The following is an 11,902-nucleotide window of genomic DNA, read 5'->3' on the forward strand; positions in this document are numbered from 1 at the left end:
TTGAGGAAAAGAGCACGGTAACACTCACAGATGACACGATTGTAGTCGAGGCATTTGTGAAGAGATGGCTTGAATATGAACTCGATGAAGGCGACGTCATCAAGGGCATAGTACGTGAAGCTAGTGGAGAACGCTTCAACGTGTACTTCCTGAACGAGAAGTCCTTCTCCGACTATCTCAACGACAGGGAATTCGTCTATGTAGGCGACGAAGATGTGAAGTCCTTTTCTTTGGATGAGTATATCGATGAGGACGGCTCTTACTACTTGACATTTGACACCAACGCAGTTCTCTTCGATAGGACAGTCCGTGTCAAGATCAGGAGAGTCAGATATGCCTAATTCGCTCTTCTGGTGAGGAACTTTCTTCGGACATACAGCATTGAATTCATCCAAAGGATTTGGTCGATTATCACTTATGCACTGTTCTTGCTTAGAATCTTGATCCGGATTACCCTTTCACCCAGGGGCTCAAACAGCGCGTAGTCTCCCTCGCTGACATCGTATAAGTCAACGAGGTCTTTCGGGACCGCTAGGAGAAGAGAACCACCGATTCTGCGGAATTTCCGTGTTAGAGGCATACCGTAGGATATCCCGTAGTATATCATAAAGTTATCCTAGAGGGGGACAAGAAATGGCAGCCAATAACGTTCCAAACCTTTATTGGTTCAAGTCCCCTTCGGTCCACTCAACCTCCTCTGCACCGCAACTTCCGGGCACGTTTAGCAGTTCCATTAAACACCGCTATAGCGCTCCATTACCTGGAGGGCAGACAGTTGCGGACCGGCCGAGATTGCGGTGCCGTATGGGGGAGTGGTTCCTGTGCGTCGACCAGTGGTCAGGAAACGAGCTCGAACCTTCCCATCAGGAGCGAGGCGATCTCCACGTCCTCCTCGGAATCCTGGTAGTTGCCTTGACTCAGTTCCTGCTCCGCTCTGGTCAGGATTCTGGAATCCAGACGTAAACGAGAGGTCCCATCTCGGCTTCTGGACTTGGTTGAGGGATCACCCGACCGGAGATTACTGAGCCTTCAAGCCTATGCTTTGTTCGCGAATGCGGTTATTCTCGCTCCACCATTTGCGGTTACTCCCCACTTATACAGTCTTACACCCAGGGCGGCGCCTATGATTTCGGCCATCAACCTCCCATTGGTTGAGATATATGTTTTCATATCCACGCCATCTGTCATATATCTGTTTGGTGACAGCAGATGATGTTTCAGAAGATCAAAGCCCACTAGAGAATCCTGTTTGTTTCGAGTTGTAAGCCTGACCACGCTAAAGCCCGATTTCTCTATCATCCTTTTCATCGAATCAAATGAAAAACTGTAGAGATGTTCGGGAATGCTTAGTTGCATGCATCGCTTCGTCAGAACCACATTCGGGGTGCCCAAATAGAGTACTCCGCCCCTTTTGAGTATTCTGTTGATCTCATTCAAGTATCCAAGGGGGTCTGTGAGATGTTCAATAACATTGAGCATGACGACAACATCGAAATAGTCTCTTGGAAACCCCAACTCCCTCAGGTCGCCTGCCTTCACGTCCAGTTTGAATCTGCGTTGAGCGCGTTTGGCTGCTTCGTGGGAGAATTCTTGTCCGAGAACTTCCCATCCATTATCACGTGCGAACTTGATAAATCGTCCTTCACCACAGCCAACATCCAGCATTTTCCCCTTTGCCTTCACCAAACGGGTCAGGCCACGGAGTGTTCTCTCGCAAAACTCCAAGTCATGGGTGACATATCCTCCACCGCAATAGGTCAAACGCCTGTCAACTAGCACCTCTTTTTCGATGTTTCTTTCGGCCAGGTCTCTGTAGCCCACATCATAGAGTTCCTCCAAGACACGCTCTGAAGGTCGTGGGTTGGTGTAGACCAAACCGCATTTCTTACACTGAACCAGCGTTAGTTCCTGTAAGGAAAGGATATGTTGCTGATCTTCTGAGAGGGCTACAAGACCAACAGGTCTCGCGCTGCTGCCCCACACAGATTACACTCGATTTCCTCTAGTTTCCCTCCCATTCGATAACCTTTGAGATATCGATGAGTAGTTCGCAGAAATACAAAAACCTTTATGCCCGCAGGTGCCCAGGGGACGGCGGTCGGAGTACATGATGCGAAATGACCACCGTGATATCTCTCACCTCGCTGCTTGGAGAAGAAAACTGCTGATGGACCCGGTGAGCCTCAAGATACGAGCTCGAACCTCCCCATCAGGAGCGACGCGATCTCCACGTCCTCCTCGGAATCCTGGTAGTTGCCTTGACTCAGTTCCTGCTCCGCTCTGGTCAGGATCTCGTCGATGTCGTCAGGGACGCTCTCGCCCCGTGACCTCATGAGTTTCGACTCTTCGCGCAGCATGCCTATCCTCTCGGCCAGCGTGCTGTGGCTCCTGCGGATGCCGACGGCCTTGGCCGTGCACCTGTTCGAGTACTCGATGCACTCCCTGTAATCTGCCCCGTCCAGCGAGTCCGACGCCTTTCCGAGAAGCTCCTCCAGCTCCTCCGAGTGGACGCCTTTGATTCCCAGCACGTTCACGGCGTTCCTCGCCTCCCTGAGCGAGCGGCCCGCCGCCCGGTGCCTGTCCTTGAGCTCGACTGCTTTCCTCTCGATTACCTCCGTCAGCTCCCCGACCCTCGCGAAGGCCCCGCTCAAGAACGCGGTCCGAGCGATGGTCATGACGTCCTCGATCTCCTGGGTCCCGACCCCGTCCCGCTTCAGGCCCTCGAGTATCTCCTCGCAGTATCGGTAGAGCTCGGCGTTCTCCAGGCACTCCTCCTTCACGTTCTTCGGCAGGATCTCTATCCGCTCCACGATCTCATGGACCTGCTCGAGCTCGCCCTTCTTGAGGCTCTGCTTGGCCCCGTTGAGGAGCCCGAGGCTGGGCGAGAGGATCAAGTGCTGGAAGACGTTGCCCTCGATCTCGCCTTGGTCCCGGTGCACGTCGTCGATCAGCCGCTCGGCATGCCCGATGGCCGCCGCGGCGGAATCGTAGTAGAGCAGAATGTTCTTCCCCTTCTCAACGCCTTCAACGGCGAGCATGAAGGCCACGTCGAGCGATGGTCTCAGGTCCGGGTTCGAGATGCCCTCGAGCGCGTCGACGCTCTCCAGGAGCCTCTCCTCCAGCTCGAACGCTTCAATGCCCAGGTCCCTTATTCTGTCAACGACCTCGCCGAACTCCTCCACCGTCGATCGTGCGAGTCGCTCATCTATCTCCTGGCTCCCTTCCTCGGCGCCCTTTCGCCCGAACAACTTCATTCTCTCCTCCTCCCAAGATTCGTGAGAAAAGCCTTCTGCGAAGCTCCTCCCCACCAAATGCCCAATGGAAGTCCCTGTATTTTCTGTATCAAACGCTACATACTTATACTTTCTCTAACTGGCGACATAAGCATCTGGCTCGGAACGGCTCAAGTGGGCCAGTACGGACAACGTGCCGGAATCTTTGAAGGCAACTTCCGTCCGATGCAATGTCAACATTGATTTCGCACGGTTTCTGCGGAGGTGCAACGATGACTTCTTAAGCCTTCGCATGGACTTGTCGGAAGTTCCCATTGACCTTCTTGCTCCTCGCTTGCTTGATCCTTGCTGCTCGCTGCTCCTTCCTTGCAGGCTTCTTGCTCCTCGCTTGCTTGATCCTTGCTCCTCGCTTGCTGAAACCTTGCGACATCCTAGGGACTTACCAGGGACATACCTGCTACATCCTTGCAGGACCCTTGCAGGTCCTACTATGTCGGACCGCGCCTCCCCGCTCAAAGACCCGTCTCGGCAAACCTTATCAGGTGAGAGTCAATCCTCAAGCCCATGGCAATCAGCTCTCTGCACCTGCTTCTGACGTACACGTGCAACTTCGGCTGCGACCACTGCTTCCTGTTCGGGAGTCCCGATGCCGAGGGAGTGATGAGGATACAGGACCTGAGACACATCCTCGAAGAGGGGAAGAAGGCCGGGATCGAGAGCATCTGCGTGGAGGGAGGAGAGCCCTTCCTGTACTATCCCATCCTTCTCTGGTCGATCAGAAGGGCGAGGGAGATGGGGATGCAGGCGGGGATAGTGACCAACTGCTACTGGGCGACATCCGTGGAGGACGCCAGGGAATGGCTGAAGCCCGTGCCGGAGCTTGGTATCTCCGACATCAGCCTGAGCGAGGACTACTTCCACTACGAGGAGGGCAAGAACCCCAAGTTCGCGAGAGAGGCAGCTGAGGAGCTGGAGATACCGTACTCGACCATCTCGATCGAGGACCCGAGGGACGAGGATGCTCCTCCGGCCGCAAACATAATGCTCAAGGGGAGAGCAGCGACGACAGTTGCACCTGACCTGCCGAAGAAGCCTTGGCAGAGCTACGGGAAATGCGAGCACGAGGACTTCGAGAACCAGGGAAGGGTGCACATCGACCCGTTCGGCTTCGTGCACGTCTGCCAGGGGATCTGCATCGGCAACCTGTTCGAGAAGGGGCTGAAGGAGATCTTCGACGAGTTCGACCCGCGCAAGCATCCCATCTGCGGCCCGCTTCTGGAGGGTGGTCCCGCCAAGCTCGCGGAGACGTATGGCCTGCCTCACCGCGAGGAGTACGCGGACGAGTGCGAGTTCTGCTTCGACGTGCGCCTTAAGCTGAGAGAGAGGTTCCCCGACATCCTCTGCCCCGATCAGATGTACGGCGTGAACGACTGAGCAAGGTTTAATAATGGGAACTCGATTATATTCGCACGCGGACTCGTGGCCTAGTCTGGATAGGGCATCGGCCTTCTAAGCCGACGATCCTGGGTTCGAAAGGGCTTTATGCATGTACTGCATAGTCAACGAAAATCCCAGCGAGTCCGCTGGTATCACAGGTCAGCACATGAAGAGAAGCTCCCGTGTCTGGAAGAAGCGAGGCCAACAGCGCTGGAAATGGCGAAAGAAGAAAATGAGAAGGCGCAAGCGTGCGCAGAAGATGCGCAGGCGATAGCTGGGGGCATGGGGTAACACGGGATCCTCGCGGGCTCCAGTTATAGGAGTGATTGCTCACGGGTTTGCTGACAGGTGATGACTAACTGGAGCAATGACCTGTGATGGAACGTGCGGGGTCGCTCCCCGCATGGTGGAAACCCGCTGATCTGGGTTCAAATCCCAGTGCCCCCACCTACACTTTTTTCTGGCAGTACGGCTGTAAGTCGATGCCGACGGACCTCCACAACCTCAGAATAGACCGCGCTCCGTCTCAATCTGCCTACATGGGCCCTCGAAGGCAGGCCTCAGCAGGAGGATTCACTTGAACTCGTGGCTTGAGACCGCTATTAGGATCAATCCTATCAGACCCAGTACTGAACTGATGCCCATCGAACCGACGGACAGCATGCAGAACACAGCGCCAACCACGGCCATGGCGAAGTTCCTCCTCTTTATGGCAGAGATCCCTCCGATGATGGCGATGATAGCGAAGGCCACTCCAACCACTCCGCAAATGGCCTGGAAGTAACCGTACGGATAGAAGGGGTAACTGTAGCCGCCGTAGAACAGACTGGACACAACCATCCCGACCAATGACATTATGATCGCAAGTACCCCGCCGACAAGAACCAGGGCGCCGCCTGCAACGGCGAGCTTGGTGTCCCTCGGCGGTTGAGCATACTGTGGAGAGTACGGCGGTGCATACTGCGGGTAGTACGGCGGTGCATACTGCGGATAAGGTGGTTGCGCTCCTGGCGGTTGCATGGGAGGCGGCTGGGCAGGCGGGGCTGGCCCGGCGGGAGGTGCCTCGCCAAGCGATGCACCACATCTCCCGCAGAACATCGATTCGTCCAGATTCTCCTGATTACATCTTGTGCAGGTCTTCAATCTTCTCCCTCCGAGACTCGATCTCAGAGGCTCATCGAACTGACACTATTTAATCGCTTCTTGACCCAGGGCGGGAGGGCCTCTCTGGATTCTCGTAATCCAGTTCAGCCTTCTTTTCTGTGATTCAGATAGGACAACCTCACGTGGAAACGATTGCGGCCCGCTTACTCATGACTTCCAAGCTATTCTTCCAAAAACGGATACGTGTAGTCCTTGGGCGGGAGGAGGTTCTCCTTGACCGTCCTGATGGAGGCCCATCGCAGCAGGTTGAACATGCTTCCAGCCTTGTCGTTCGTCCCTGACCTCCGCGCACCGCCAAAGGGCTGCTGGCCTACGACCGCCCCCGTGGGCTTGTCGTTGATGTAGAAGTTCCCCGCCGCGTTCCTGAGCATTCTGGTGGCGAGGATCGTCGCCTCTCTGTCCTTCGAGAATATCGCCCCGGTGAGGCCGTACGGAGAGGTCCCGTCGCATACCCGCAGCGTCTCCTCGTACTTCTTGTCGTCGTACACGTAGACCGTCAGCACGGGTCCGAAAATCTCCTCCTCCATCAGCTTCGACCTCGGGTTCTTGACCACGACGACCGTCGGCGCGATGAACCAGCCCTTCGAGTCGTCGCAGCGCCCGCCGAAGACGACCTCCGTCCCCTTGGCCCTCTTCGCGTAGTCGATGTACTTCTTGATATTACCGTAGGCGGCGTGGTCGATCACGGCATTGATGAACTTGCTGAAGTCCGTTGGCGGGCCTATCTGCATGGTCCTGAGGTCCCTGAGGAGCCTCTTCTTGACCCTGGACCAGAGCGATTCGGGAACGTACGCCCGCGAGGCCGCGGAGCACTTCTGCCCCTGGTACTCGAACGCGCCGCGGATCATCGCCGTGGCGAACTCGTCGAGGCCCGCGCTCTTGTGGGCGAATATGAAATCCTTCCCGCCAGTCTCTCCGACGATGCGGGGATAGGTCCTGTACGTGTCCAGGTTCTTCGCGATCTGCTTCCACATCCAGTCGAAGGTCTCCGTGCTTCCGGTGAAGTGAAGCCCCGCGAAGTGTGGGCTGCCGAAGACGTGCCTGGATATCCTCACGCCCGATCCCGGAAGCATCGTTATCACGCCGTCCGGGACCCCCGCCTCGCGGAAGAGCTCGTTCACGAAGTGCGCCGTGTAGACCGCAGAAGTGGCGGGCTTCCAGACCACGACGTTCCCCATCAGCGCCGGCGAGGAGGGAAGGTTGCCTATGATGGACGTGAAGTTGAAGGGCGTGACGGCGAAGACGAGGCCCTCGAGCGGGCGGTACTCCAAGCTGTTCACCGTGTCCTCCGCGCACTTGGGCTGGATCTCATATATCTTTGACATATAGTGGACGTTGAACCTGAAGAAGTCGATCAGCTCGCACGCGGCGTCGACCTCGGCCTGGTAGACGTTCTTGGACTGGCAGAGCATCGTGGCGGCGTTCAGGGTCATCCTGTACGGACCCGAGAGCAGCTCCGCCGCCCGCAGGAAGATCGCCGCCCTGTCCTCCCAGGGCATGTCCGCCCACCTCTCCCGAGCTTTCAGTGCCGTGTCGATGGCCTTCATGACGAGCTCGTCCGTCACCTTGTGGTACGTCCCCAGAACGAGGGAATGGTCGTGCGGGCACACGCACTTGCCCACGTCGCCCGTCCTGTAACGCCTCCCGCCGATGCGGATCGGGATCTCGATCTGCTTGGACTGAAGCTCATCCAGCTTCTTCTTCAGGGTGTCTCGTTCCTCGGAACCCGGAGCGTAAGAGAGAATCGGTTCGTTGTCTGGCATCTCGACACTTGATATCCGGTTGACCATGCGACTTCCTCCCCTTTGGACAGGCAATCCTGCGTTGACCTCAAAGCATAATCGGATAGTTGAACTTAGTGGTCGCGAGGATCGCCTGCAGGGAGACGGGCAGAGTGTCACCCGAGTCGCTGACAGACTACAGTTGATATAGAAACGCTAACTACTTAGGATTGCGAGGGCTAGTGAATCTCGGGAACTGCAAACACGCGGTTCTTTTTTACCCCCCTCCTATGAAACCGCGGATCTGTTCCCGCGAACTAGCCGTCCAACATTTTTTCCTAGACCAACGTGAGCGAGCGCGCTATGCGCTAAGAGAAGGTTTTTCTATCCTCCGTTCTTATTGCCCTCGTTGAATCTGAAGAGCGTGCTCAGGCGAATAGTCCCCACGAAGGAGGAAGAGGCCCAGCTGCAGGAAGTGGTCTCGGACCTGCTGGACTCCGCGCAGAAGGTGATAGACGAGCTGGGCATAGACGCGAAACCTTTCCTCACGGGATCCGTCGCCAAGAACACGCATCTGAAGAATGCGGAGATCGACATCTTCATCGGGTTCTCGAGCGAGACCTCCCGGAAGGACCTGGAGAGATACGGCCTGAAGATAGGCGAGACGGTCGTGAAGGGAAGGAGGATGTACGCCGAGCACCCCTACATACACGGCGTCCATCGCGGTCACGAGGTGGACATCGTCCCCTGCTACCGCCTGAAGAGCGCGGCGGGAAGGGTCACGGCCGTCGACAGGACGCCCTTTCACGCGAAGTACGTGATCGGGAAGCTGAAGAAGGGCCAGGAGAACGAGGTCAGGCTCTTCAAGCGGTTCGCCAAGGGCGTGGGTGTCTACGGAGCGGAGGCCAAGGTGCAGGGCTTGTCGGGATACCTCTGCGAGGTCCTTGTACTGGAGTTCGGGACGTTCGCGGAGCTCGTGGAAGGCGTTTCGGAGTGGCGGGACAGGGTACACATAGAGCTGGAGGGGAAGGCGAAGAAGAGCTTCGGTGAGCCGCTCGTCGTCATCGATCCCGTCGACCCGAGGAGGAACGTCTCGTCCGCCGTCTCGGCGACCCAGCTCGCGAGGTTCGTTCACGCCTGCAGGGAGTATCGGAAGGACCCCTCGGAGGAGTTCTTCTTCCCGAAGGAGTTGGGGACATGCTCGAAGGACGAGCTCTGGACCGAGATGGAGAGGAGAGGCACGCACTTCGTATGCGTCGAGACGGGAAAGCCGGACATCACTGACGATGTGCTCTACCCGCAGCTGAGGAAGATGGAGAAGGTCGTCACCGAGCTGTGCGAGGACGAGGACTTCTCCGTTCTGGACTCCGAGTACGATGTGACGGACGGCAAGGTCATGCTCCTTCTCGAGCTCGAGGTCTGGAGACTCCCGCTGACAAGGAAGCACTTCGGCCCGCCAGCGACCAACGAGAACTCCTCAAGGTTCCTCGCGAAGTGGTCCGGCTCGCCGCTGGCACTGTCGCACCCGTACGTGGAGGGCAATCGGTGGGTCGTCTTCGTCAAGAGGGCCCACGAGTCGGTGGAGGACCTGCTCGAGAACAGAATCATGGAACTGAGCCTGGGAAAGGACATCCGCGCGGAAGCGAAGAGAGGATTCAGGATCGTGGAGGGCAGGAGGATCCTCACGAAGAACAGGCTGGGGGCCGTGACGGCAATGCTCGACAAGAGGTTCCCGTGGGAGTACTAGTCAGAACCTGAGATTGAAAGAGTATGTGGCTTTGTGTCCAGCGTCGTCCCAGGCGGTGATCACAACGGGTATCGTGTCTCCAACGTCCGCGTCGAAGGGGCGACCGAAGAAGTGTTCTTCTTCCCCGGCCCATGCACCCACTTGGTAGGGTATGCCGTCCACTTCCATAACGACCCTACGTATCCCCACATTGTCTGTCACTTTGGCCTTGATGGCCAAGTTGTCAGGAGGACCGCCGATCAGGGTCAGGTCCGTCAGGTCTTCCCTAGGCGCCTTGGTCCAATTCATGCCATCGTTCCCGCTCACCTGAACTTTGGTGATGTCGGGGCTGGCCATGTCGCTGAAGGGCGGGTTCAGCAGGAGCACCCAGATAGAGAGCCAAGTGAAGACGAGTACAGCCCCGTTGCCGAACCAGGTCTTCTTCTCGAACTTCTCGACGTCGATCCCCAAGTACGGGTAGACGTACCTGAGGCTCAGGATGCCCATGATGACCACTAGGAAGCCGAAGACAGATAGGTCCGCCAGTGCCAGTTGCCACGAAACGACGCCGAACGGAACAGCGTAGAAGAAGGTGATGATCCCGACCTTGGCGTTCAGAAGCTCCTTCCTCATGTATTCCTTCTCGTCGAAATCGGGCTTCTTGAAGATGACCTTCTCCTCGGCTTTATGTCTCTTCTTGGCCATTCTTCCCTCTAATGAGAGGCCGCCTATAAACCCTTTTTCGCTCACTTGCCCGCAAGCCAACCATTAAGTATCCCAGGTCGATGGAATAGCGTAGTGGAGTCCATGCTGACGGGAAAGGGAATCGGAATCCTTCTAGTGGTTGCAGCGGTCGCCCTGATCCTCTACGTGCTCGGAATCCCTGGTGGCGTGATCGCCCTCGTGGGCGTGGGCGTCTGGGCTCTGACACTGGTGGCACAGGGGGGCCACATGGAGGGGAACCCGTACAAGCGGATGCGATACACCAGCCCACCCAGTTTCGTCACGGTCACTCAGTATCAGAAGAGGCGTGGGGAAGAGATCAAGGACCAGGCTTCCACGGAGGTCACCGTCTTCATGTTCCTTCTCGGCCTGGAATTCATGCTCGTCGGTCTGGTGGCGCATCTGCTGCCATGGTCGATATGGAGCGTGCTGTGATGATCATCGGTGTCATCGGCGGAGGGGATGTCTCGAAGGAGGTCGGTGAGCTCGCCAAGGACGTCGGAAGGAGAATCGCCGAGAGCGGGGCGGTTCTGCTCTGCGGCGGTCGGGGCGGCGTCATGGAGATGGCGTGCAAGGGCGCCAAGGAAGCGGGCGGGCTGACGGTCGGCATATTGCCCACCGCGGACCCGGACGATGCGAACCCCTACGTAGACGTGCGGATACCGACGGGCATGGGCTTTGCGAGGAACGCCATCATCGCGGTGGCTTCGGACGTGCTCATAGCCATCGGCGGGCGGTACGGGACGCTGTCGGAGATCGCGCATGCGCTGAACCTGGGCAAGAGGGTCATAGGCCTCAGGACATGGGGTCTCGAGCGGATCGACGAGAGCGGCGAGAACTTCATCCCCGCCAAAGATGCGGAGGAGGCGGTACGCCTCGCGGTGCGGGAAGCGAGCCTGTCTAGCCGTTAGCAACCGCAGGGCTCTGGCCGCTCGACGTGACGACCTTTGTAGATATCAGCAGCGCTCCGAAGACGAAGCCGCCGAGCCACCCTGCCAGCGAGCCCGTGAGGAGCCTTGCCGCATTCGTGCTCTCGTATCCCGTGAAGAGCTGAAGCCCGCCGTCGAGGGCCAAAGGGATGAGAAAGACGGCGAGGGTGATGACGAGAAACCAGAACTCGGGTATCCTTCCCTCGACGAGCGACCTGGCCCTCCCGGGAAGCATGCGGATGAGCATCCTCGAGACGCTCGAGGCGGGCCTGGCGACCATGGCTATGAAGAGGCCTATCGTGGCGAACAGGAAGATGCCGGTGTCGCGCGAGCAGACGGGCATCTGGTTGCCGGCGACGTAGAAGGACCTGTTCGAGATCTGATGACATTCGACATCGCCTATGTAGTAGACGATCGCATGCGGAAGCGGGAGCTCGGCCCAGAGCGCCTCGTAGTCAACGTGATTGGCCAGACCATCGAGATCGGCGACCTCGCCGGAAGGAAGCGTGGCGGGCGCAAGGAAGATGGCCACCGTCCAGACGAGCGAGACTATGGAAAGGACGAGGACGATCTTGCTGTAGAGCATCCTTGAGAGAAGAGGGTGTGCCATGTCCGTCCAAGCATGCCCGATGGGAGATATCAATCTTCTGCAGCGCAGAAGGATTTTTATTCGTGTTCCCGATTACAAGTCGGTGATGGTTTTGGCAACGCAAGAAGGAGCCCAAGCTGGAGAAACTCCGACCTATGGTGAGCCCGGACAGCAGCAGTATCAGCCGTACCCGCAGCAATATGCCCCGCCTCCGAGGCAGCAGACGGACCTGGGGAAGTTCATCACGAAGCCCCTGGTGGCCATTGGCCTTATCATCGGCATCATGCTCGTTTGGCTGAGCCTAGTGATATTGAGATTCGCCAACGGCGAGGAATCGGTCAGGGACTTCGCCTATTTCCTGCAGTTCTCAGGGGCCACAC

Annotated in this window: 13 protein-coding genes and 2 tRNA genes; 8 read left to right on the plus strand and 7 right to left on the minus strand. The window is 57.5% G+C overall.

Features of this window, described 5'->3' with window-relative positions; translation table 11 throughout:
• The coding region (locus LN415_08640; protein ID MCJ2557154.1) for a hypothetical protein at positions 1-341 on the plus strand (341 nt) is incomplete at its 5' end.
• 74 nt (positions 342-415) lie between these two features.
• Here the strand turns inward: LN415_08640 and LN415_08645 are convergent.
• The 3 genes from LN415_08645 to LN415_08655 form a co-directional block, all read right to left on the minus strand.
• Positions 416-607 carry a hypothetical protein gene (locus LN415_08645; protein MCJ2557155.1) on the minus strand — a complete coding sequence of 64 codons (192 nt, stop codon included), beginning with the start codon at positions 605-607 and terminating at the stop codon, positions 416-418.
• Between the two features lie 428 nt (positions 608-1,035).
• The gene (locus LN415_08650) at positions 1,036-1,839 is read right to left on the minus strand and encodes a class I SAM-dependent methyltransferase (protein ID MCJ2557156.1); all 804 of its coding nucleotides are present in this window, start codon (positions 1,837-1,839) and stop codon (positions 1,036-1,038) included.
• Positions 1,840-2,183: 344 nt separating this feature from the next.
• Positions 2,184-3,254, minus strand: coding sequence for a hypothetical protein (locus tag LN415_08655; protein ID MCJ2557157.1), 1,071 nt, complete (start codon positions 3,252-3,254; stop codon positions 2,184-2,186).
• A 543-nt stretch (positions 3,255-3,797) separates the two neighbouring features.
• On the opposite strand from LN415_08655, the gene LN415_08660 reads away from it, so the two are divergent.
• The 3 genes from LN415_08660 (at position 3,798) to LN415_08670 (ending at position 5,117) form a co-directional block, all read left to right on the plus strand.
• Complete coding sequence (locus LN415_08660; GenBank protein MCJ2557158.1) at positions 3,798-4,667, plus strand: radical SAM protein; 870 nt, start codon at positions 3,798-3,800, stop codon at positions 4,665-4,667.
• Positions 4,668-4,706: 39 nt separating this feature from the next.
• Positions 4,707-4,816 (plus strand) — tRNA-Arg (locus LN415_08665).
• A 130-nt stretch (positions 4,817-4,946) separates the two neighbouring features.
• Positions 4,947-5,117, plus strand: a tRNA-Trp gene (locus LN415_08670).
• 126 nt (positions 5,118-5,243) lie between these two features.
• On the opposite strand, the gene LN415_08675 is transcribed toward LN415_08670, so the two are convergent.
• Both LN415_08675 and pruA read right to left on the minus strand, forming a co-directional pair.
• Positions 5,244-5,813, minus strand: a complete 570-nt coding sequence (locus tag LN415_08675; GenBank protein MCJ2557159.1) for a zinc-ribbon domain-containing protein — start codon at positions 5,811-5,813, stop codon at positions 5,244-5,246.
• Positions 5,814-5,995: 182 nt separating this feature from the next.
• A complete protein-coding gene (pruA, locus tag LN415_08680) occupies positions 5,996-7,624 on the minus strand; it encodes an L-glutamate gamma-semialdehyde dehydrogenase (protein ID MCJ2557160.1) in 1,629 nt (542 codons plus the stop codon).
• A 355-nt stretch (positions 7,625-7,979) separates the two neighbouring features.
• Here pruA and cca point away from each other — a divergent pair, with 355 nt between their 5' ends.
• Positions 7,980-9,302 (plus strand): CCA tRNA nucleotidyltransferase, encoded by a 1,323-nt coding sequence (gene cca / locus LN415_08685; GenBank protein ID MCJ2557161.1) that lies wholly within the window; start codon positions 7,980-7,982, stop codon positions 9,300-9,302.
• Here the strand turns inward: cca and LN415_08690 are convergent, their stop codons facing one another.
• On the minus strand, positions 9,303-9,986 hold the full coding sequence (locus LN415_08690; GenBank protein MCJ2557162.1) for a hypothetical protein: 684 nt from the start codon (positions 9,984-9,986) through the stop codon (positions 9,303-9,305). It lies immediately after the preceding gene.
• A gap of 102 nt (positions 9,987-10,088) precedes the next feature.
• On the opposite strand from LN415_08690, the gene LN415_08695 reads away from it, so the two are divergent.
• Both LN415_08695 and LN415_08700 read left to right on the plus strand, forming a co-directional pair.
• Positions 10,089-10,439, plus strand: a complete 351-nt coding sequence (locus LN415_08695; protein ID MCJ2557163.1) for a hypothetical protein — start codon at positions 10,089-10,091, stop codon at positions 10,437-10,439.
• Positions 10,415-10,915: a TIGR00725 family protein gene (locus LN415_08700; GenBank protein MCJ2557164.1), complete on the plus strand. Its 501-nt coding sequence runs from the start codon at positions 10,415-10,417 to the stop codon at positions 10,913-10,915. The genes LN415_08695 and LN415_08700 overlap by 25 nt, the downstream gene beginning before the upstream one ends.
• Here the strand turns inward: LN415_08700 and LN415_08705 are convergent.
• Entirely contained in the window at positions 10,905-11,543 is a 639-nt protein-coding gene (locus LN415_08705) for a DUF2085 domain-containing protein (protein ID MCJ2557165.1), read from the minus strand. The two genes, LN415_08700 and LN415_08705, sit on opposite strands and share 11 nt — an antisense overlap.
• A gap of 91 nt (positions 11,544-11,634) precedes the next feature.
• On the opposite strand from LN415_08705, the gene LN415_08710 reads away from it, so the two are divergent.
• The coding region (locus tag LN415_08710; protein MCJ2557166.1) for a hypothetical protein at positions 11,635-11,902 on the plus strand (268 nt) is incomplete at its 3' end.

It is taken from the genome of Candidatus Thermoplasmatota archaeon, from assembly GCA_022848865.1.
In the GTDB taxonomy this organism is placed as follows: domain Archaea; phylum Thermoplasmatota; class Thermoplasmata; order RBG-16-68-12; family JAGMCJ01; genus JAGMCJ01.